Annotated in this window: 21 protein-coding genes; 7 read left to right on the forward strand and 14 right to left on the reverse strand. The window is 51.6% G+C overall.

Translation table 11 applies throughout. From position 1 onward, the window contains the following. Positions 1–282 precede the first annotated feature (282 nt). From ribB to PsW74_RS02385, 3 genes are all read left to right on the forward strand, one after another. Positions 283–1,602 (forward strand): 3,4-dihydroxy-2-butanone-4-phosphate synthase, encoded by a 1,320-nt coding sequence (ribB, locus tag PsW74_RS02375; RefSeq protein WP_063287268.1) that lies wholly within the window; start codon positions 283–285, stop codon positions 1,600–1,602. A 39-nt stretch (positions 1,603–1,641) separates the two neighbouring features. Then, positions 1,642–2,190 carry a hypothetical protein gene (locus PsW74_RS02380; RefSeq protein ID WP_208980484.1) on the forward strand — a complete coding sequence of 183 codons (549 nt, stop codon included), beginning with the start codon at positions 1,642–1,644 and terminating at the stop codon, positions 2,188–2,190. 155 nt (positions 2,191–2,345) lie between these two features. Continuing rightward, positions 2,346–3,083, forward strand: a complete 738-nt coding sequence (locus PsW74_RS02385) for a class I SAM-dependent methyltransferase (RefSeq protein WP_063287270.1) — start codon at positions 2,346–2,348, stop codon at positions 3,081–3,083. 21 nt (positions 3,084–3,104) lie between these two features. Here the strand turns inward: PsW74_RS02385 and PsW74_RS02390 are convergent, their stop codons facing one another. The 3 genes from PsW74_RS02390 to PsW74_RS02400 form a co-directional block, all read right to left on the reverse strand. Continuing rightward, positions 3,105–3,395: a DUF1330 domain-containing protein gene (locus PsW74_RS02390; RefSeq protein ID WP_063287271.1), complete on the reverse strand. Its 291-nt coding sequence runs from the start codon at positions 3,393–3,395 to the stop codon at positions 3,105–3,107. A gap of 53 nt (positions 3,396–3,448) precedes the next feature. Beyond that, positions 3,449–3,772, reverse strand: a complete 324-nt coding sequence (locus PsW74_RS02395; protein ID WP_063287442.1) for a hypothetical protein — start codon at positions 3,770–3,772, stop codon at positions 3,449–3,451. Between the two features lie 152 nt (positions 3,773–3,924). After that, positions 3,925–5,190, reverse strand: coding sequence for a class I SAM-dependent RNA methyltransferase (locus PsW74_RS02400; protein WP_063287272.1), 1,266 nt, complete (start codon positions 5,188–5,190; stop codon positions 3,925–3,927). Positions 5,191–5,546: 356 nt separating this feature from the next. Between PsW74_RS02400 and PsW74_RS02405 the strand changes: the two genes are divergently transcribed. Further along, complete coding sequence (locus tag PsW74_RS02405) at positions 5,547–7,613, forward strand: methyl-accepting chemotaxis protein (protein ID WP_063287273.1); 2,067 nt, start codon at positions 5,547–5,549, stop codon at positions 7,611–7,613. A 67-nt stretch (positions 7,614–7,680) separates the two neighbouring features. Here the strand turns inward: PsW74_RS02405 and PsW74_RS02410 are convergent, their stop codons facing one another. The 10 genes from PsW74_RS02410 to PsW74_RS02450 all read right to left on the reverse strand — a co-directional run bounded on the left by PsW74_RS02410 (position 7,681) and on the right by PsW74_RS02450 (position 17,329). Next, positions 7,681–8,415, reverse strand: a complete 735-nt coding sequence (locus PsW74_RS02410) for a TlyA family RNA methyltransferase (RefSeq protein WP_063287274.1) — start codon at positions 8,413–8,415, stop codon at positions 7,681–7,683. 33 nt (positions 8,416–8,448) lie between these two features. After that, positions 8,449–8,595, reverse strand: a complete 147-nt coding sequence (locus PsW74_RS28795) for a hypothetical protein (protein ID WP_164845264.1) — start codon at positions 8,593–8,595, stop codon at positions 8,449–8,451. Between the two features lie 50 nt (positions 8,596–8,645). After that, entirely contained in the window at positions 8,646–9,248 is a 603-nt protein-coding gene (locus PsW74_RS02415) for an SCO family protein (protein ID WP_063287275.1), read from the reverse strand. A 29-nt stretch (positions 9,249–9,277) separates the two neighbouring features. Further along, positions 9,278–9,751, reverse strand: a complete 474-nt coding sequence (locus PsW74_RS02420; protein ID WP_208987800.1) for a copper chaperone PCu(A)C — start codon at positions 9,749–9,751, stop codon at positions 9,278–9,280. 85 nt (positions 9,752–9,836) lie between these two features. After that, the gene (locus PsW74_RS02425) at positions 9,837–10,250 is read right to left on the reverse strand and encodes a hypothetical protein (protein ID WP_063305813.1); all 414 of its coding nucleotides are present in this window, start codon (positions 10,248–10,250) and stop codon (positions 9,837–9,839) included. Between the two features lie 38 nt (positions 10,251–10,288). Beyond that, on the reverse strand, positions 10,289–11,674 hold the full coding sequence (locus PsW74_RS02430; RefSeq protein ID WP_057465021.1) for an MFS transporter: 1,386 nt from the start codon (positions 11,672–11,674) through the stop codon (positions 10,289–10,291). Between the two features lie 128 nt (positions 11,675–11,802). Beyond that, positions 11,803–13,704 carry a 1-deoxy-D-xylulose-5-phosphate synthase gene (dxs, locus tag PsW74_RS02435; RefSeq protein ID WP_063287278.1) on the reverse strand — a complete coding sequence of 634 codons (1,902 nt, stop codon included), beginning with the start codon at positions 13,702–13,704 and terminating at the stop codon, positions 11,803–11,805. A 779-nt stretch (positions 13,705–14,483) separates the two neighbouring features. Further along, positions 14,484–14,735: an exodeoxyribonuclease VII small subunit gene (locus PsW74_RS02440; RefSeq protein WP_057465022.1), complete on the reverse strand. Its 252-nt coding sequence runs from the start codon at positions 14,733–14,735 to the stop codon at positions 14,484–14,486. A 40-nt stretch (positions 14,736–14,775) separates the two neighbouring features. Then, positions 14,776–15,696, reverse strand: a complete 921-nt coding sequence (locus PsW74_RS02445) for a histone deacetylase family protein (RefSeq protein WP_057465023.1) — start codon at positions 15,694–15,696, stop codon at positions 14,776–14,778. Between the two features lie 643 nt (positions 15,697–16,339). Further along, positions 16,340–17,329 carry an L-threonylcarbamoyladenylate synthase gene (locus PsW74_RS02450; RefSeq protein ID WP_063287279.1) on the reverse strand — a complete coding sequence of 330 codons (990 nt, stop codon included), beginning with the start codon at positions 17,327–17,329 and terminating at the stop codon, positions 16,340–16,342. A gap of 321 nt (positions 17,330–17,650) precedes the next feature. Between PsW74_RS02450 and PsW74_RS02455 the strand changes: the two genes are divergently transcribed. From PsW74_RS02455 to PsW74_RS02465, 3 genes are all read left to right on the forward strand, one after another. Next, positions 17,651–19,429: an acyl-CoA dehydrogenase gene (locus PsW74_RS02455; protein ID WP_063287280.1), complete on the forward strand. Its 1,779-nt coding sequence runs from the start codon at positions 17,651–17,653 to the stop codon at positions 19,427–19,429. Between the two features lie 71 nt (positions 19,430–19,500). Further along, a complete protein-coding gene (locus PsW74_RS02460; RefSeq protein ID WP_057464896.1) occupies positions 19,501–20,238 on the forward strand; it encodes a crotonase/enoyl-CoA hydratase family protein in 738 nt (245 codons plus the stop codon). Between the two features lie 55 nt (positions 20,239–20,293). Further along, positions 20,294–21,160, forward strand: a complete 867-nt coding sequence (locus PsW74_RS02465) for an NAD(P)-dependent oxidoreductase (protein WP_063287281.1) — start codon at positions 20,294–20,296, stop codon at positions 21,158–21,160. 88 nt (positions 21,161–21,248) lie between these two features. Here PsW74_RS02465 and PsW74_RS02470 read toward each other — a convergent pair whose 3' ends face one another. Next, complete coding sequence (locus PsW74_RS02470) at positions 21,249–22,238, reverse strand: J domain-containing protein (protein WP_063287443.1); 990 nt, start codon at positions 22,236–22,238, stop codon at positions 21,249–21,251. Positions 22,239–22,340: the final 102 nt, after the last annotated feature.

A 22,340-nucleotide genomic window follows, 5' to 3' on the forward strand; every position in this document is an offset into this window, starting at 1 on the left:
CCTTGCTCATCCCGACTTCCGGGAACTCTGGTTCAACACTGCATGAGAGGTCATGTGGTGATTTCAGTGCTTGCTCTCCTGAAATACGGAGCCGAGGCAGGGCACATAGTTGTAACCGAGCGCGTTCGCGCAAAGCCGCAAACCGTTTATTCACCTCAAGATCAGGAACAGATACGACCTAGGTAGAAAGCGGTAAGCTTTTTTCAGTTTTCCTCTTGATTTCCAGCGGCAAAAGCGCGATTTCAGTATCACTGAAAATTATATAGCCAAGGGGCTGGAATTATGCGCTTGACTGAATGGTTGGAAGACGCTGGTGAAAGCAGGAGTGCCTTTGCACGCCGCGCTGGTTTGTCTCCTGCATCTGTAACGGCTCTGTGCAACGACCCAAGCGCATGGATTTCTCGAGAAATGGCCCAGAAAATCGCTGAAGCGACGGGCCATCAGGTGACCCCCAACGATTTTCTCGGACTAAAAGAAAACAAGGAGTACGTCGTGTCTCAAACAAGAGTTGCCGAAGCCCTGCGCGCCTTCGAAAACGGCGAGATGGTTGTTGTAACTGATGATGATGATCGCGAAAACGAAGGCGATCTCATTGTAGCAGCCAACATGATCACCCCTGAGCAAATGGCATTCATCATCCGCCACACCTCTGGGATTGTCTGTGCTCCGATGACGCTCAAAGAAGCAAAACGCCTGCACCTTGAGCCGATGGTCGCCAACAACGACGCTCCACTGGCAACTGCGTTCACCGTCTCCGTGGACTATGCGCCGGGCCTGACAACTGGCATCTCCGCTGAGCAGCGCTGTGCAACAGTTCGTGGCCTTGCCAATCCAAATGCTGGCGCAGCTGATTTCGTCCGTCCGGGCCACATCTTCCCATTGGTCGCAAAAGAGGGCGGCGTCCTCATGCGTTCTGGCCATACAGAAGCAGCGGTCGACCTGTGTAAACTGACTGGCCTGCCGGAAGTCGGCGTCATCAGCGAGCTGGTGAATGACGATGGTACTGTAAAGCGCGGTGAGCAAGTTGAAGCTTTCGCCCGTGAGCATAACCTGAAAATGGTTTCAGTCGCGGATCTCATTGCATGGCGTCAGCGTCATGAAAACCTCGTAAGCCGTATCGATGAGTTCGACGTAGAGACCACAGCAGGCAAAGCGCGCGCCATCGTGTATTCTACTCCGTTCGACAATGTTGGCCACTTGGCGCTGGTTTACGGCGACGTGCGCGATGGTCAGGATATTCCGGTCAGACTTCATCTGGAAAACGTTCTGGATGATGTGTTTGGGCAAACCAAACCTCTGGAAGCAATCATGGAAGACTTTGCTGAACGAGGCCGAGGCATTATTGTTTACCTGCGTGAAGGTGCGGTAGGCGTTGCAAGCAAGTCCAACCGTCATCGTGATAACCTGGAAGCTGCTGAGCATGAGCAGCACGTTTCCGCTCAGGGCCGGTCTGAGGACTGGCGCGAAGTTGGTCTCGGTGCGCAGATCCTGAAAGATCTGGGAGCCAATTCCATTCGGGTTATTGCATCGCGTGAGCGCCACTATGTTGGCCTTGAAGGCTTCGGCTTGAAAGTTGAAGCAACAGAAACTCCGGCGGACTAATCAACAGGCCCCCGGCGCAATATGGAAAGTGGCGGGGGCATGTCTCAGTTTGATCTTGATCCATGGCAGGAAGAGCAAAGCTCGGCTGAACCATTCACACTGGGCTATCGAAAAGGGACGGGCGAGCCTGTTGTCTACGGCAGCCTGTTGCTCGGGGCAGCTCTTCTTGGTACGGGCATTGTAAGCGGTTCACTGATCCCTGCATTGGCATCACTACCCGTTTTTCTCAGCGTTCACTGGCACTACCCTTTCGTTGATAAACGCCCTCAAATCGCAGCCAATGAGACCGGGCTCTATCTGGAAAGGCTTGGTGTTCTGCGCTGGTCCGCAATTGCTGAGCTTTCCCTTTACAAAACAGCTGTCCGCACCATGGAATTCAACCAGCTGCACATCAAACTCAAAGGCCCGATTGACGACTGCCTCGTAAAGCGAGAGCCCCAGTCTATGCCGAGACGGGCTATGAGAAAGAACTGGCGCTTGAAGCAAGCCAAGTCGAACGCACCAGTACTTGAAGTGGATTTACATCTCCTTGCATGTGACCCTGAGATCCTCTTGCAAAGAACTAGACAGTTCTGGCGGGGGCAATGATGTTTCTCTGCAACACTGATCTATAAACAATCATTGAGCAGATTAAATACCTCAGAATTCTTTGTTTGGCCGCAAATCCGCTTATCCTGTTACAAGACGTTAACACTCTTAACCTAACTTTTATTAGGAAGGACAGCACCCGGAAGGCAATTATCATGCAGCTGAACCGCACGGAGACAAAGGGAAACACATGCAGCTTTACCAGTCTGGATAAGGATTGGGGGGCAGATGATGACTATCTTTTCAACTTCGCTTGCACGCCGGGTGGAAGCGTTTTGCAAATTGCATGCGGCACAGGTGCGCTGTCCAACGCGCTTTCCAGACAAGGTGTAAACACTGTTGGTGTTGACCGAAATCCGAAGAAAATTGCACAAGCTGTTAAACGCTCAGAGACGGTAACATGGTTGGAGGCAGATGCCCGAACGGTGCACCTCAATCAGAAATTCGACCGCATTATCATCACTGGCAATGCTTTCCAGGCCTTTGCAACCAATACGGATCAGATCCTCGTTCTCCAAACCATCGCCGCTCATCTGAAACCAAATGGCAAATTCGCTTTTGGCATGGAAAACCCGAAAGCGCGCCCATGGGAGAAGTGGGGCCAGAAAGGCAAACCTCTTTTGGTCCGCTCGGTTGAAGGGCAAAGAGTGTCTCTGTGGCAGGATACAGCCGGGCCAGACAAAAACGGTCTCGTGTCCATGCAAACCCACTACGACAGCGATGGACAGCATTACTCCAGAAACAACATGCGCCGCTTCGTGCATCGCGATCATATCCGCGACCTGTTGGAAGCCGTTGGCCTGCGCGCAACAGCTTCCTATGGGGACTGGTCAGCACTCAACCTGAATGATGCTGCACCTTTCATTATCGTCAGCGGTGGCCTGAGCACCTAACGCTCCTCAGGCTCCCAGAACTTACACCCCATCAATAATCGTCAGGCTACACTTAGCAGCACCATGACGGATTTTGGCAACAGGGGCATACTCCGGACAATTCAAAAACGCCTGCGCCTTTTCCATGCTTGGAAACTCCACGATGACGAGACGGTGTGGTGTCCATAAATCACTCTCAACCACATCCATATCACCGCCACGTGCCCTGTAGATGCCGCCGAAGCTCTCAGCAATCGGGCGAGCCTGAGCCTTGTAATCTTCATAGACGACAGGATCTTCAATTTTTGTATCAACAATGACGTAAGCCGGCATATACTTCTCCTGTAATTGGAAAAGATCCTATCTGATTTGCTTGCTCTGGGAAATCATGCTGCGGACTTAGTATTGTTATCTTTAGGCGAGGGTTGACCTTTACCCTGACGCTTCCTGAAATAGCGTGGACGCGTTCGTCTGATGATCTTCTTAAACCGCCCGCTGGAACGCACCTCAATCCAATGCAGAGCCTGATTGAGCCAAACAAAGTTTTTCCGATGCCGCCGCACGAACTTGGCAAACCTGCGGCTTGTAGCGATCAGTAGAACCGTCCCCAGAGCCAGCAGCGGTACGCCGGTAGGGATGGGCGTCCAGACCGTCAGCAGGCCCAGCACAATGCAAATGATAGCTGCAAAAACCGAAAGGCCCTTGATCAATAGCTCGGCCACCTGTTCGTGTTAACAACAAGTGAGAGTATATTCAGTACTCGTGAAACTTACGTAACACGCTCTTCCCAACTTAGGGCAAATATTGAAAATTCAGGGAAGACGGCAAATTACTCGCAACTTGCCGCCTGCATAATTACCCCTTATGCGCCGCGTTCCAGCAGGGCAACCACTTCAACGTGAGGGGAGTAGAGGAACTGATCAATCGGTACTACGCGCTTGATCTGATAGCCACCGTCCAGCAGCTCTCGAATGTCACGAGCAAAACTGGCAGGGCTACACGAAACAGCAACGATCTTCTTGACTGGAGACTTCGCAAGTTCCTGTGCCTGGGCAAGCGCACCAGCACGCGGTGGATCAAACACCACGCCATCAAACCCCTTGCCGAAGTTATCGAGCTCTTTTGCAACAATTGGTCGGCGGAACAGATCCCGGCGTTCAGTCGTAACCTTCTTAAGGCCCTTGGCACGGCGCAATCCAAGATCAAGCGCTTTCAGCGATGTTGCTTCGCCTTCCACCGCATGCACATTGGCAAACTGCCCGATCTTGAAAGTCAGAGTACCCGCACCGCAGAACAAGTCAGCCACGCGTTTGCAACCACTCAGACCCTCTGAAAGAAGATCACCCATGGTTTTTTCGGCGCTCAAGGCTGCCTGAATAAACCCGCCGGACGGAATTGGAACAGCCACACCACTCATATCCAGCAGAGGAGGGCGGATCTCGATAATTGTTTCACCATCGACAGTCAGGCGCGCAAAGTTATTTTCAACAGCAGCCTGTGAGAGTTCAAGGTAATGCTTGTCTTTGTTTTTACCCAACCTACCAATAGCAACATCAAGGCCGCTCTGTGTTGTCGTCACGGTGAACTTCAGTTCGCCCTTACGCGGCAGAATTTCGCCGGCAAGCTTGCGAAGTCCCGGCACAGCCTTCATGAGCTCAGGTGCAATCACAGGGCATTCTTCAATGTCGACAAGGCGGTTGGACTTGGCTGTGTGATAGCCAAACAGCACTTTATGGCTTGCCTTCACAGCTGCAAAGACTGCACGGCGGCGACTGCCCTTGCCGCAAACCACGACATCTTCCACTGGCGTTTCGATGCCACGGGAGGCCAGAGCGTCCACCACTTGTTGGCGCTTGAAGTCCTTATAGGAAGCCTCATCCATATGCTGCAAAGAGCAGCCACCACATGTGCTGAAATGCTTGCACACGGACGCGACGCGATGCGGGCTCGGCTCAATGATCTCGTTAAGTTCCGCACGAGCGCCTTGCACTTGGGCGCTGACAAGCTCGCCCTCAAGTGTATAGGGAACAAAGATCTGTCCGGCATCGGTCTCAGCAACACCGTCACCCTTATGGGCAAGGCGTGCAATACGGAGGATTTCTACAGTGGCTTCAGGCTTCTTAGACATGGCACTGCGTTTACAGCGCCGCTCCGATACATGCAATGCTTGATGTCGCGAAGTTTGGCATTCCGTTCGAGCGTGATTGGATGGCGATGTTTAGTCTTCGATTTGATCTAGGGGAAGTCATCGTCTGTGACGCAAAGGTAATGTGGAAAATTACTGTATAGGCGTGCTGAGCGACACTTTATACTGAGTTTCTGAATAGATTTTGCCGATCTATTTAAAATGTTCTCTGAAATAAACTTTTTGTTTGTCTATTTGATCGATTTCCCAACGGAATATGCGGGTTGCATGCGTATGGTGATACATTCTATGGCTGCAACTTTCCCAAAAAAATCGGCGATGTTCTGTAGGAGTTTTCAATGCCGTCTTTAAAATTAAAAGGGAAATTGACATTTTGGGTTGTCGTGATTGCACTGGTGTCGATGGTTGCCTCATCGGGGTCTGTCTTGTTCATTGGGGCAGGAGTTATCGAAGAACAAGCAATCAGGCTCTCAAACGAAATTGCCAAGGAAAGTGCAGCCGTCGTTAAAGCTGAACTGGATCAATCTTTTGCTGTTGCGCGCAATACAGCCAATGCATTGGACGCACTCAGAAAAAGCGGGGACGCCAATCGCGCAGCTTCAGCAGAGATCCTCAAAGGTGTCCTCCAGAGCAACGAGCAGCTGATTGGCAGCTGGGCCGCTTGGGAACCTGATGCGTTTGATGGCAAGGATCAGGACTGGGCCAACAAGCCGTTTCATGACCAGACCGGACGATTTATCCCATACTGGTTCCGCTCAGGTGGACAGATAGGCCGGGAAGCACTCGTCGATTATGAAAAGGATGGAGCAGGTGACTACTACTTGCTTGCTCAAAGAAGTGGCGATGAGATCATCCTGGAGCCCTACATCTATTCTGTTGGTGGCGTCGATACCCTAATCACGTCTCTTGTTGTGCCGGTGGATGGCTTTGGCGCCAGAGACGGTGTTGCTGGTGTCGATATTGCTCTTTCTGATATTCAGGAGCGGCTGAATGGAATGCATCCTTATGAGGAAGGCTACCTCACGCTGATCAGCTCTTCCGGAACAATTGTTTCCAATCCAGACAGTCTGCTTGTGTCCAAAGCTGCTGGTACAGCTGGCTTTTCAAAAGCAATTCTTGAGCCGTTAACCTCTGGAAAAACGCGCATTCTACCCAACACGCAAGTCGGCGATGTTGAAATGCTGCAAGTGGGTGTTCCAATCAGCATCGCAAAAACCGAAGAGCCATGGCTGCTGGTCATCACCATCCCACGCAGTAAAATCCTTGAGGCATCCAATCAGATGTTCTCACTTGTCTCTGTCTTGGGCGTTGTACTCGCGCTCCTTGCTGCTCTGGGCGCATGGATATTTGCCAGTTCGTTGAGCAAGCCAATTTCTTCTCTGACCCGGGTTATGGGTGAGTTAGCGTCAGGAAATCTGAAGGTTGATATCTCGGAGCGCCGCCAGAAAGATGAGATCTCTGACATGATCACAGCTGTGCGTGTGTTCAAAGACAACGCCATCAAAGTCAAGGAGATGGAGGCAGACAAAAGAGAGCAGGAAAGCAAGCGCATAGCTGAAGAAAAGGCGACACGTACCAAGATTGTCTCTGATTTTGAAAAGAGCGTAGGCAGTGTTGTTCAAACTGTTTCATCTGCTGCCACAGGCATGAAGTCACATGCAGAGATACTGGAGCCAGCTGCCTCAAGAGCACAGTCGCGTGCCCAGGCGGGGGCAAATGCAGCTGAGGCGACCTCTGTTAACGTACAAACCGTGAGTTCTGCTGCGGAGGAGCTGACAGCATCCATTCGCGAAATTGGGATGCAGGTCGACCTGGCCTCAAGAACGGTTGCGGTGGCTGTCTCTAAGTCTGAACAAACCAACATCACCGTGCGTGGTCTTTCCGAGGCCGTGCTGAAAATTGGCGAAGTGATTGATATCATCAATGCGATTGCTGATCAGACCAACCTTCTTGCCTTGAATGCAACCATCGAAGCAGCCCGCGCTGGGGAATCTGGCAAAGGCTTTGCCGTTGTTGCCAATGAAGTGAAGGATCTGGCCAATCAAACAGGGCGGGCAACCCAAAGCATTGCTGAACAGATCAGCGGCGTTCAGGAAGCAACGCAAGGCGCTGTTGATGAGATCGCAGGGATCTCCAAAACCATCAGCGAGCTTGATGAAGTGGCATCCAATATTGCTGCTGCAGTTGAAGAGCAGGGCGTGGCAACCAGTGAAATTGCCCGCAGCGCCGAGCTTGCATCGAATGGGACCAAGGAAGTCTTTGCCAGCGTGAATGACATTGGCAAAGCGGCTGAAGACACCAGCAAATCGGCTTTGAGTGTGAAAAAGGCGTCTGTGGATCTCACGGATCTAGCGGATGAGCTCAAAGACCGCGTGGAAGGCTTCGTGTCTCAGCTGCGCGCATAACTTAAAAGCACACAGGAACACCTTCTCCCGAGCACCTCTGTGTCTCGGGAGAAGGGCTTAACGAAAACTATAATGGCGTTTTATGGCAGGCCATCAGGTACTCTGCATTTCCATCTCCACCCTTGATCGGGGAGGAGGTGATGCCAAGCACGGACCAGCCCGGTTGTGCATTCATCCACTCTTGCAGCTCTACAGAGATCTGTTCCGCAATCTCTGGTGCAACAAGACCGCCTTTCCCAATCCGCTCACGCCCAGCTTCAAACTGTGGCTTGATGAGGAAGACCCCTAAGGCACCATCAGCAGCCAGCTCAAGAGCTGGTGGGAGGGCAAGCTTCAGAGAGATAAAGCTCACGTCGGAAACTAGAAACTCCGGATGCTGGCCTTCAAGATGCGCGAGAGACAGCTCACGGGCATTCAGGCCGTCTTTACGGACAACGCGTGGGTTGTTGGAGATCTTATCTGCCAGCTGATCATGCCCAACATCAATGGCATGAACGATCTGAGCACCATGCTCCAGCAGAACCTGCGTGAAGCCTCCGGTCGAGGCGCCAATATCGAGGCAAACCTTACCAGCAGGGTCGAGCTCAAAATGCTCCAGGCCTTTGATGAGCTTCAATGCGGCGCGGGATACATAGTCAGAGGCCGGATCATCGATAGTGATGTTGGGTTTGCCCGAGATCTTCTGCGAAGGCTTCTTTGCAGGCATACCATCTATCACGACCGTGTTGCGCAAAATCGCATCACGAGCACGGGCACGCGTTTCAAAATAGCCATGTTCGACGAGGAATTGATCAAGCCGCATATGTCACCTGACTGGGATGATTAAAAGCTTAGCCTAAAGGCCGAAGCAACCAGCCAGTGCATTTAACAGTTTGTCTGAGAAAAGCAAATTGCCATAGCGCATCCAAAGGAATGCGGTGGCTGCGATCAGCAGAAGTCCAACGGCAGCTGTGCCAGCATAGAGAGCTGCATGATCTTTCATATCTTCATCCAAAAAAGGGTGCCTGAATTCCCAGACACCCTAAACTTATATTAGCTACCAAGCAACTTTCTGATTTTTGGAAGCGCTGTTTCTTCAGGTTCCTGATAGCTGATGGTTCCCACGAAATCCAAGTCACCATTCAGCATGTAAACCGCTGCGGTGTGGTCCATGGTGTAATCACCGTCTTCCAATGGTACTTTTCTCGCATAAACGCGGTAGTCTTTAACGACTTTTTTAACCTGGTCGACGGAGCCAGTCAGTGGAACGACGTGAGACCCAAACGCAGCAACATAATCTGCAATAACGTCTGGTGTATCGCGTTCAGGATCAACGCTGACGAAAACGAAGTTCAGGTCATCTGCCTTCGGGCCCAGATTATCAATCCATCCCTGCATATCAGAGAGGGTTGTTGGGCACACATCAGGACAGTATGTGAAGCCGAAGAACATCAGAGTTGGTTTGCCATCAAGGTTCTTGTCTGTAAAGACTTGTCCCTTGCCATCAACCAGCTCAAACGGGCCACCGATCTGCACAGTAGCAGCCTGCGGGACATCCTCTTTCACAAACTTCATTACTGTTACAGCAGAAACTGCGGCAACGAGCAATGCGACTGCAGCCCACGCTCCATATCGAATTGTTTTCGCAACGTTCATCTTAATCCACCCGTGCACAGTTCAATTGGTTAGTGGTGCATTTTGCCGGATTTTGCACCCATTTTCATAACTGGGAATGTTACTTCAACTGGACCGGCTTTTTCGAATTCCAGAGTAACTTTGAGCTCTTCGCCCATTTTGAATGCTTGGTTCAGGCCCATGAACATGACGTGGTAGCTGCCAGGCTTCAACTCAAGTGTCTCGCCGGCAGGAATAACTACGCCATCGTCCAGCTTACGCATTTTCATGATGCCATCGTTCACAGCCATTTCGTGAATTTCAGTGCGCTTGGCATAGCCGGAAACTGCACCTGTCAGGCGCGCATCTTCGCTGCCATTGTTGGTGATAGAAACGAAAGCCCCGCCACCTTTTGCTTTTGGTGGAGTAGCGCGTGTCCAGGCATCTTTAATGGTCAGATCACCGTGTTGAATGCTGTCCGCAAGAGCAGCCGAACCGGTGAATGCAACAAGAGCTGCTGCAACAAGAAGAGTACGTGTTTTCATAATATTCATCCAAGGAATAGCTCCCTACCTGTAAACTCAGGCAGAAGAGATCAGTCAAATCAGGTTTTGTTGATCAAGGGAAAACCTAGGTGACTGGAGGAGCCCGGATGAGGAAATTATGACCACGGAGGCTTCTGTCAATTACGAGAGCGCTATCAAGGGAGAGAGAACCAGCAACCACAAGGGTAGGACTCTGCCAGTTCTCGGGCTCTATCGAAAAATAAGTCGCCTGTTTGGACGTATGCGGGCACATGAACGTGCAATCGCAGCCTATTCCCAACGGATTTTCGGTATGAGTGGAGCCTTCTACCTTTGCAATCTGCGAACCGCCTGAAGGGGCGCACAATTGCATGAGCGCAGCAACCGAAGGATCTGCAGCTGCACCGGAAAAACTCAGGACAAGCAACAGTACTCGGGCCAGCATCGCAACGCCAGCAAGCAAAACGAGCGGATGCCGCTCGCTTCTGAGTACATGTAATGTATTACTCGGCTTGACCATGGGTCTTTCTTAGTTGCTTCCGCTGAGTGTGTCTACACTCAGCCAGAAGGGAATCTGGAATTATCCTGAGTCTCATCAGTTGTAGGCGGATTCTCATCCTCATCATTGCGATTTGGCAAATCACCCACTTCTTCTGATGCCATGCCCTCATCCTGCTCGTAGGCAGGGAACTCTTCAGGCGGAATAACGTAAGGATCTTCGATATCTAGCGGATCAGGCGTAAGCACGGCACCCATGTTGGATGTTGCACCGTATTCGAAGTCTGTCTTCTCCAGATCCTCGTCCGCAGGGCGAATAACCAGGCGGCTGACAACGAAGAGGGCAAGAGCGACTTCAACAAGTGCCACCCATATGAATAGCCCTTCAGGGCCGATACTGAACATCAGACCTGCTGCAACGGTCGGTCCAATCATCGACCCGATTCCGTTTGACATCAGAACACCAGAAGATGTCTCGACGTAGTCTTCTGCTTCCACATAGTCAAAGGCGTGGGCAGCAACAATCGCGTATGTCGGCTGACTGGCCATGCCAAGGATCAGGAATACGGTGAATGTAGTCCAGAAGTTTCCGCTCTCAAGCGTAAAGAGCACTAGAGCTGCCGCCGCCGCGGCAAAGCCCAGGAGCAAAATAATGATACGACGGTCTACACGGTCTGACAGACGACCAATCGGCCACTGTGTAATCGCACCACCCAAAACGATGGCCGCCGCAAAATACGCCGCCTCGTTGGTGCTGTAACCGATCTGCTTGGCATAAAGCGGAGCCAGCGCCCACATGGAGCTGTTGGCAAGACCAATCAGCAGACAACCAATCAGAGCCACAGCAGAGGTCTGATAGAGGTTGATCGGGCGGAAGCGCACCAGTGTAATAGGAGCTGGCTGTACTGCTTTGGTGAGCACAACGGGAACCACGGCAACGCTGACAAAAATGGACGCAATTGCAAATGGCACAAAGGTACTTACGTCAAAGCCAACAATCATCAGCTGGCCACCCATGGTCGCACCCAGGTAGCAGATGATGTAAAGCGACATGACTGTGCCACGGTTCTCATTAGTTGCCCGGTCATTCAACCAGCTTTCGACAACCAAAACGATGCCGGCAAAACACACACCAGTAATGATGCGGAAAAGCGCCCACGCCAAAGGATCCACCAGGATAGGGTGGAGCAGTGCGGCGCCAGACATCAAAGACACCAGTGCAGCAAATGCACGGATATGACCGGCCCGTAGAATGAGAAACGGACCAAACAAACACCCAATCACAAAGCCAATGTAAAAACTGGACGAGATCAGACCAATCTGGAGGTCTCCAAATCCGGCCAAATCAGCTTTGAGGGGGATAAGCGTCGAAGAAAGTCCATGCCCTGCAAGAATCAGGGCGGTGGACAGCATCAAGGACGCAAAGGTTGCAAGCAGCAGTATCATGCGCGCACCAGCCAACGATGTAAAACTGAGTTCACACTACATATCATATGCAAAAAGAAAATAAGGAGAGCAGCGAAAGCTGCCCCTCATTTAATTTTTTGATGAGTTATGAACACAAATACAATGTTCTACACCAGCCTTAACGGCAAATCCTCTGCTTTACCAAGGGTTTCAAAGACACGGCGCACAATCCCTGATGCATCTAGTCCGGCATCTTTGTACATTGTCTCTGGCTTCGCGTGGTCCTGGAAAACGTCCGGCAGGATCATGCTGCGAACTTTAAGAGAGCCATCAAGCAAACCGTTGTCAGAGAGGAACTGAAGCACCTGGCTTCCGAAGCCGCCAATAGAGCCTTCTTCGATGGTGATTAAGACATCGTGCTCTTTAGCAAGGCGCCCTATCATTTCTGTATCAAGCGGTTTGGCAAAGCGTGCATCAGCAACCGTTGTTGAAAGACCCGCTGCATCAAGTGTATCGGCAGCCCTCAAGGCTTCCTGCAAACGACCGCCCAATGAAACCAGAGCAACGCGAGAACCTTCTTTTACGATACGACCTTTGCCGATCTCCAGAGGCATGCCGACTTCCGGCAGATCAATGCCAATGCCTTCACCGCGTGGATAACGGAAGGCAATCGGGCCTTCATCATAAGCCGCAGCAGTGGAAACCATATGAACCAGCTCTGCTTCATCACCAGGTGACATGATTACCATGCCCGGAAGGCAGGAGAGGAATGCAGTGTCAAATGAACCAGCATGCGTTGCGCCATCCGCACCAACCAGACCAGCGCGGTCAATCGGGAAGCGCACAGGCAGCTTCTGGATTGCAACATCATGGACGAGCTGATCGTAGCCACGCTGGAGGAAAGTTGAGTAAATCGCACAGAACGGCTTGAAACCCTCAGAGGCAAGGCCCGCGGCAAACGTCACAGCATGCTGTTCAGCAATGCCCACATCGAACATGCGGGTTGGATGAACTTTCTCAAATACATCCAGGCCAGTTCCGTCCGGCATAGCAGCCGTGATGCCAACGATCTTCTCGTCTTTGTTCGCTTCTTCAATCAATGCATTGGCGAAAACGCGAGTGTAGGCAGGTGCATTCGGTTTTGGCTTGGACTGTTCACCCGTCACAACATCAAACTTGGCAACAGCGTGATACTTGTTGCTGGCGTTCTCAGCAGGCAGATAGCCTTTACCCTTTTGGGTCACCACATGAACGAGGATTGGACCTTCTTTAGCGTCCCGAACGTTCTTCAGGACAGGCAGAAGATGATCCAGATTATGCCCATCAACGGGGCCAACATAGTAGAAGCCAAGTTCTTCAAACAAAGTGCCGCCGGTAAAGAAGCTGCGGGCAAACTCTTCTGCCTGTGCTGCTTTTTCCTGCAGCGGTTTTGGCAATGCACTTGCGACTTGCTTAGCTGCCTCGCGGAAGCCCTTATAAGTCTTGCCAGAAACAAGACGCGCGAGGCTCGCGGAAAGGGCACCAACAGGTGGAGCGATCGACATGTCATTGTCGTTCAAAATAACGATCAGGCGGGAGTTCAGCGCGCCCGCATTGTTCATGGCTTCATAAGCCATGCCAGCGGACATCGCGCCATCACCAATCACAGCGATCACATTGTTATCGCCACCGGCAAGGTCGCGGGCCACAGCCATGCCAAGGCCAGCTGAAATAGAAGTGGAAGAGTGTCCGGCACCAAATGGGTCGTAATCACTCTCAGAGCGCTTGGTGAAGCCGCTCAGGCCGCCATCCTGACGCAGTGTGCGAATACGCTCTTTGCGGTCAGTCAGAATTTTGTGCGGGTAACACTGGTGTCCTACATCCCAGATCAACCGATCTTTGGGCGTGTCGAAGACATGGTGGAGCGCAACGGTGAGTTCAACAACACCTAATCCAGCTCCTAAATGCCCTCCTGTAACAGAAACAGCATCAACCATCTCCTCTCGAAGCTCTTCAGCAACTTGTCGAAGGCGGTCCTCGGGGACCTTTTTGAGATCAGATGGGTTTTGAATTTGATCTAGCAGGGACATCAGGGTCTTCTTAAGTCTTTTGACTATTTGGCAGCTTAACACAGAACGACCCGACCATGGCATATGTTCTAAATTATGGCCGAAACGACTGTCTTCCGTAATTGACCACGATTATAGCAAGCCTGCCCTCTGTGCAATTGCCTGTCATGAATAATTGATCGTTTATGCTAGGTCCTTTTGTAGGGATGCCTCTTCAAAACCTGTGTCAATAGGGGATGAGAACGTATTTTTTTTCATTTGCTAGTATTAATTGCGCTTTTGTCACCCCATGGGGTGATGCAATCTGCGACGAAACGTCCTATGTCGAATGTGTGGTCGATGGGGCCACGTGCACAGTGATCGACTTGGGGCTACGGTTTTCGTAGCCCCCTTTTTTTTGCCTATACCAATATCCGGCGATAAATGAAGAATACTTGTCGATTTAAACTAGACCGTCCGGTCGGTTATACGATCTATCCAGTGCTTTGTATTCTCTGTCTTGAAATAATATTCTGTGAAATATCTCCGGTTAAGTATTGTTCCAATTAAAACTTATCGGCTCACTAGAATAACAGGTGTGTTATGTGCTCAATAGTTTTTGTCCAATTTTATTTAGTAGGCTAAATAATAAATTATCACGAAATTTTTATCATTTAAGTAAAACAGTGTTCCTGTTGAATCAGGCGCAAACAAAAACCCCGCTCATGGCGGGGTCTGTTGAAAAAATGAACGCGTGTACTAGAGAGAGAATTCTAGTTATTGTGTTTATAACTAGAATTTCTATTCCATATTGGCTGAATTTATTGCTCGTCCAGTGCTTCTGTGCCAACTGCGTTTCCAGATGTGTTCATCTGGATTTTTTCTACCTTCTCTTCAGCAGCTTTGAGCAAGCCATCGCACTTTTCACGCAAGGCTTCTCCCCGAGCATAAAGCTCAATGCTCTTTTCCAGAGGCACGTTGCCTTGCTCCAGATTGCGAACAATGGTTTCCAGCTCAGCTAATGCTTGCTCAAAGGAAAGGTTTTCAATGGAACCGGCTGCTTCTTCTGTCACCAAACTGTCCTCGCTCAGTCGGGAGTAGGTGCACTCCCAATTAGTAATCCATCAATGTCATTACATGAGCGGCGGCAGATCGCGCAAGACCTTCCAGATCATACCCACCTTCTAAAAGCGAAACGACACGTCCCTGACAGCAATCATCCGCAATTTCGATGAGTTTGCGGGTCGCCCACGCAAAGTCCAGCTCTGTGAGGCGCAGGCCGCCAAGTGGATCACGTTCATGAGCATCAAAGCCCGCGGAGATAATAATCAGATCCGGTGAGAATTCACGGATACGCGGCAAAATCGCGTAATCAAGGGCCTCGCGGAACTGAGTTCCATCATCGCCTGCCGTGAGTGGGGCGTTGACAATGTTGTTGTGCTCACCCGTTTCATTCACTGCACCGGTGCCTGGAAATAGCGGCATCTGGTGAGTGGAGGTGTACATCACGGTTGGGTCGTTCCAGAAGATTTCCTGAGTGCCGTTTCCGTGGTGAACGTCAAAATCCATGATCGCCACACGCTCAAGCCCATAAACGTCCTGTGCATAGCGGGCTGCAATTGCGGCATTATTAAACAGGCAAAAACCAGAGGTAAGAGCTGACTCTGCATGGTGTCCTGGAGGCCGGCATGCCGCAAAAGCGTTGGAAACGCGTTTACTCATCACTTCATCGACACAGCGTGTTGAGCCGCCAACAGCTCGCATCGCCGCCTCCCAGCTGCCCGGAGACAGATTGGTGTCTGGCGCAAAGTCGATAAGGCCCTCTTCAGGGTTCATATTGTGGATAGAGTTGATGTAGTCAGAGCTGTGAACCCGGGCAATATCCTGAAACGTTCCAAATGGTGCGATATCGCGATCCAGCATAAAGAACCTTTCGTTCTCAAGCATACGATCAATAGCCCGCAAACGGTCGGGACGTTCTGGATGACCAAGCGGAGTAAGATGATTTAAAAAAGCCTGATGGTGCAGCAGCAAAGTACTCAAGATATTGAACCCGTTAAAAATGAAGTCAGGTACACAGCCAATTTTAGAGCTCGTTCCAGTAGCGAAGTTGGAGCGTGAAGTGAGCACACTTACTCTAGTGTGATGGCACCTAAATCCAATCCTGTGAAAAATTGGGCGAATTACATATACAAGTCCACATTGCCGAGCAGTCTGTCAATTGTACACCCCTCCAGTTTATCTCGGTAATTGGGATGAGGTGCCGATAAATCTCAGTGGTTATGCCTGCGTGGAATGCCCAGCTGTCCCGTGAGTAAGACAAGAAAAATCCGGAGTGCGTGTATAACACGCAACCCCGGATTAAAGGTGCGAGCAATCTGTGTTGCTCGTGGGGGAGGTCCGCTGCATCTCTAAGAAATACATGACTGTAATATTGGGCCAATTCTTTAAATTTGCACGCTGATTCTTCCCCCACTCCTTGAATTCATACTGAGCGGAAAGAGAAAAGGTTAACACCTATTCTTTAGGTGTTGCATAAATACAAGGAAATCTACAATAAGCCCAAAGTATTCAGGGGTAGTTATCCTGTGCTCTCAACGGGTTGCGCCAGAGAGATCTTGGGAAAATACAAAGAAGAAGGCAAAGCGCTGTCTGTTTTCAGTGTTCTGAACAGCGTTTAATCGCGGGGAGCAGCAGCGCGGGCAAGGCGATCATTAATAGCTTCCCCCAGTCCATGATGAGGGATTGGCATGACCGCAATTTTTCCGTTTTCTCCAAGGTCGGCCTGACGCAATGCAGTAAACAAGCGTGCAGCAGCCTCGGTCAGATCTTCTGAGTCGCTGAGAGGAACCAGCTTGGCAGCTTTATCGGAGCCTTTGGGCAGATTAGCGCCAAAGGTAATCAACGCTTCCCCTTCCGCCACATCCTCTGCATTCAGGCGAATGTGGGAGTTGGGAGCGTAGTGGGATGTCAGCATCCCGGGCGCCATTGGGGCGCTGTCGTCTGTTCCTGCACGCACCAATGTTTCACCAAGCACAGCTTCAATGTCTTCACGGGCCAGACCACCCGGCCGCAGAAGTGTTGGGCGGTCCCCCACAAGCGAGACGATTGTTGATTCAACACCTACAGAGGTCGCCCCGGAATCGATGAGGTAACACAAGTGATCTTTAAGATCGTTGATAACATCTTCTGCGGTCGTGCCGCTGATCCGCCCGGAAAGGTTGGCCGAAGGTGCCGCCAATGGGCGCCCGGTATGCTTGCACAATGCCCGCATCACCTCGGAGCGAGGCACTCGGAGTGCGATTGTCTCAAGGCCTGCTACAGCAAGATCAGAGACCGGGCTGGTCGGCCGCTTCGGCAACACAAGAGTCAACGGCCCCGGCCAGAAGGCTTCGGCCAGTTTGAGAGCACGGTCATCAAAAAAAGCGTGGGTTTGTGCTGCTTCCAGACTGTCTATATGAGAAATTAAGGGGTTGAAACTTGGACGCCCTTTCGCCTCATATATACTCGCACAGGCTTTGCCATTGGTTGCATCTGCAGCCAATCCATATACCGTCTCAGTAGGTATCGCGACGAGTTTCCCATCGCTCAGCGCATCGCAAATATCCTGAAAAATTTGCGTGTCTTCCAACTGGGTGTCAGATGGGTGTAAGCGCCAGAGTTTCATACCTTTTCTTTCTTACTAAGACGAATGTAGGGGGCAACCTGCCTCTAAGGGACGCTTGACGTATAGGTTAATCACACTACTGTCCCAAACAGGAAAAATTCTGTAGCGGCTTTTTGATGGGCAAAAGCCAATTCGTCAAGTCGCTATAGCGTATTCCCGAGACGTGAGCGTCGGTTTTCGGATGAGAGTATGCGCAAATATACGCGTATTTCCGAGGAGTGGCCGCCAGCTGTCGGCAAGGACTACGCGTAAATACATCTCTAAGGCGGTTTGCTGGCCCTATATGGAAGGCAGGTGGCCTTAGAAGGGGAGGAAAACAAAATGTATCGTGCACCACTGAGTGAAATTGTATTCACGCTGAAAGAAGTAGCAGGTTTAGGACAGCTTCAGGCGCAGCCGGGACAGGAAGAGCTTTCAGACGATTTGATCGAAGCTATTCTGGGCGAGGCAGCAAAGTTTGCAGAGGAAGAGATCGCGCCTCTCAATAGGGTTGGAGATGAAAATCCGGCACAATTGATCGATGGAAGCGTCAAAACCTCTCCGGGCTGGAAAGAGGCTTACACCAGTTGGCGTCAGGGCGGCTGGAGTGCGCTGACAGGTGATCCGGAGTACGGAGGGCAGGGCCTTCCAAACATGCTCCACGTCGCTGTGTTTGAAATGTGGAATGCGGGCAGCATGGCTTTTACCTTGTGCCCAACACTCACCACAGGCGCTGTAGAGGCTATTGAGAAGCACGGCTCCCCGGAACTCAAAGCAAAGTACCTTGAAAAGCTCACTAGCGGCGAGTGGACAGGCACAATGAACCTGACTGAGCCACAGGCTGGCTCAGACCTGAACGCTCTGCGTGCCAAAGCAGAGCCTGTGGGAGACGGGTCCTACAAAATCTCTGGTCAGAAGATCTTCATCACTTATGGCGATCACGATATGACAGACAACGTGGTCCATCTGGTGCTGGCTCGCTTGCCGGACGCACCTGCTGGAACACGTGGCATCTCACTGTTTGCAGTGCCAAAGTATTTCGTCAATGACGATGGCAGCCTTGGCGAGAAGAACGACGTGACCGTAGCTGGTGTGGAACACAAGCTCGGTATCCATGGCTCTCCAACCTGCACCATGTCTTTTGGCGATAGGGGCGGTGCAATCGGTTGGCTCATTGGCGAAGAAAATAGAGGCCTCGCCTGCATGTTCACCATGATGAACAACGCCCGCCTTGCAGTGGGTGTGCAGGGTCTCGGCATCGCAGAGCGAGCTTTCCAGGAGTCTCTGGCGTTCTCACTGGATCGCAAGCAGGGCCGCGGTGTCGGGTCAAAGACCGACGGTATGGATCCGATCGCAGTTCACCCGGATATTAAGCGTACACTTCTCTCCATGAAGTCGCAGACGCAGGTTGCCCGTGCAATCTGTTACGCCTGCGCACATGCGCTGGATATGGCGAAAGTCGCGCCGGATGCGGATCAGAAGAAGTTCTGGGCAGAGCGTGCTGGCTTACTCACACCAATCGCAAAAGCCCTCTCCACTGATTTTGGTGTTGATGTGGCCTCTCTTGGTATCCAGATCCATGGCGGTATGGGCTTCATTGAAGAAACCGGCGCAGCCCAGCATCTGCGTGATGCGCGCATCGCTCCGATCTATGAAGGCACCAACGGTATTCAGTCCATCGATCTGGTGATGCGCAAGCTGCCAATGTCTGGTGGTGATCAGGTCCGCAGCCTCATCGCTGAGATCAAAGAGATCGCTGCAAGTGTAAACGCAGACAATACCGGCGAGCTGGGTGATCTTGGCACCAAGCTTGATGCAGCGGTTGCTGACTTGGAAACCGCCACCGAATGGATGTTGAGCGCACAGGCTGACGGGAAAATCCCGGAAGCGCTTGCAGGTGCGACACCATATCTGCGTTTGGCAGGCATCACTCTGGGCGCTGGCTTACTGGCAAAAGGTGCTCTGGCATCCAGGGATGCACCGGAGACGTTGAAGAAGCCACGCTACCTGATGGCGCGCAGCTTTGCAGAAACTGTTTTGGGTGAGAGCGCACCGCTGAAAGACGACGTAACACGTGCAGCTGAAGCAATCCTTGCATTCGACGCTGCTGAGCTTGCCTGATCCAAGAGGCAGTCAACCGTATTTAAAAGGTGAGGCTGAACAGGCCTCACCAATCAGTTTGGGAGGGACACATGATCAGTATTGAACGGGACGGCGCAGTCCAGATCATCCGCATGGACCGCGTAGAAAAGAAAAATGCACTGACACAGGCCATGTACATGGATATGGCAGATGCGTTGAAGACAGAAGACGAAAGCATCCGCTGCCATGTCATGCTTGGCCGCCCAGGCGTATTCACCGCAGGCAACGACATCGCAGATTTCCTCAAGGCAGCAATGTCAGGCGAAGGCCTGGAAGCTGGCGGTGTTGGCAAATTCCTCGGCGCACTTCATGAACCATCCAGACCTGTAATCGCAGGCATCGACGGTCCTGCTATCGGTGTGGGCACCACCATGTTGTTCCACTTCGACATGGTGTTTGCGACAGAAAACGCGCTCTTCAAAACGCCGTTCACCGACCTTGGCATCATTCCTGAAGCGGGCTCAACGCTGATCGGCCCAGAGACAATGGGCTACCACAAGGCGTTCGAACTGCTGGCACTGGGTGAGAGCTTCACGGCTGAGATGGCAAAGGAAGCAGGCTTCGTCAATCACGTGGTCTCTCCTGATGAGCTGGAAGACCGTGTGCTTGCGATCGCGCAGAAGGTTGCATCCAAGCCTCAAAACGCCCTGCGCATTTCCAGAGAACTACTGCGTGGCAAGCGTGAGCCGCTTGAAAAGCGCATTTTTGAAGAAATCGGCCTCTTTGCTGAACTGCTCAAGTCTGATGAGGCCCGCGAAGCCTTCATGAAGTTTATGAGCAAAGCTTAACTCGTTCAGATGCGGTGTTCAGCACCGCATCTCAATTCAGGAATTTGGGGGAAACATGGGAAGTCTGAAGGGTAAAACACTGTTCATTACCGGTGCATCTCGTGGAATTGGCCTCGCGATTGGCAAGCGGGCAGCACAAGATGGCGCGAACATTGTGATCGCTGCAAAAACGGCAGAACCGCATCCTAAGCTGGAAGGAACGATCTACACAGCAGCCAAAGAGATTGAGGATGCCGGAGGTCAGGCGCTCCCGCTCGTGGTTGATGTGCGAAGCGAAGAGAGCGTTGAGAATGCAATGAAGGCGGCGGCTGAAAAGTTCGGTGGCATCGATATTGTGGTCAACAATGCCAGTGCGATCAACCTGACACCAGTTCAGAAAATCGACATGAAGCGCTTTGACCTCATGCACCAGATCAACACGCGTGGCACCTTACTCTGCTCTAAGCTGGCAATCCCGTATCTGAAAGAAGCAGAAAACCCGCATATCATGATGCTTTCTCCGCCGCTGGATATGCAGGAGAAGTGGTTTAAGAACCATACACCGTACTCCATTGCCAAGTACGGCATGAGCCTTGTTGTACTGGGACTTGCCGGAGAACTGCGCTCTAAGAAGATTGCTGTAAACGCTCTTTGGCCGCGCACGACCATTGCCACGGCTGCTGTTCAGAATCTGCTTGGCGGCGATATGATGGTTCAGGCAAGCCGGACACCAGACATTCTGGCAGATGCCGCGCATCTGATCTTCACAAAACTGGCAGCAGACACCACCGGCAACTTCTTCATTGATGATACATTGCTGGCGGAAAACGGTATGACCGATTTTGACAAGTACCGCGTGAATCCGAAAGTGAATCTGCAGCCAGATTTCTTTGTTCCAGATGACAGCGTAGCGCCAGTCAGCTTAGCTGCAATCGAAGCTTAGCTTTGCTCGTTGAAGCACATAGCTTTTGAGAAATTCAAAGCGTGGTAAAATAAAAGGCGGGGTGACCCGCCTTTCTCATTGGTAATGATCAGTCGAACTCTGGACCGCGTGCCGAATATGGCTTCACTTCTTTCCAGACGCGCATCAGATTTTCAAGTTCTTCATCTGTCTGTTCTGGCAAGACAATCTCAAGCCCAACAAGAAGATCGCCATGGCCACCTTCTTTCTTCGGCAGACCCTTGTCTTTAAGGCGCATGGTCTTTCCGCTGCTGGTGTTGGCAGGGATTGTCAGGTTAACCGCACCGCTGAGAGTTGGAATGCGTACTTTGCCACCAAGAACGGCTTCATAAAGGGTGAGGGGGACATCTACACGAACATCCTCTCCATCCACTTTGAAGAGCTTATGTGTGGAAATGCGGACTTCTACCAGCGCATCTCCAGCCTGACCACTCTTGGCAGAGGCAAAACCTTGCCCTTTCAGGCGGATCTTGTCGCCGCTCTGCGTGCCAGCCGGAATTTTTACATTCACCGTCTTGCCGCTTGGCAGCTTCACCTGAACCTTGCCATGGTGGGCAAGATCTTCAAGTGTCACCCGTGCAATCAGGTTGGCATCAGCTCCCTTGGTAGGGCCAGCATGGAAATGAGATTCTCCACCGCCTGCGCTGCGGCGTTTGCCGCCGCCAAAGCCACCAAGAATATCATTGAGGATATCGTCAAAACCGCCAGCATCCTGAGGGCCGCCGGCACCGCCGTGGCCTTCGCCAAAGCCCTGCTCAAACCGGAAACCACCACGACGCCCTGAATTACGGAAACCTTCAAAGCCACCGCCGCCACCCGGGCCGCCATAAAACTTGGGTTTGCCATCCGCGTCTATCTCACCGCGATCAAACTGTCCGCGCTTATCTTTGTCGCCCAAAATTTCATAGGCTTGGTTCGCTTCAGAGAAGCGCTCCTTAGCCTTTGGATTGTCTGCATTCTGGTCTGGGTGGAACTGTTTGGCCAGTTTGCGAAACGCTTTCTTGATCTCTGCCTCACTGGCATTTTTGCTAACACCAAGAACAGAATAGGGATCTCTCATCGTCATCCATCAAATTGAAATAAGGGCAGTTTATAACTCACCCATTACATAACCTTGAGTTCGATGGGGCGCAAGCAGCCGTAGCCGAACTTAGCTAATCAG

The organism is Pseudovibrio sp. W74, from assembly GCF_001623085.1.
Taxonomy (GTDB): Bacteria; Pseudomonadota; Alphaproteobacteria; order Rhizobiales; family Stappiaceae; genus Pseudovibrio.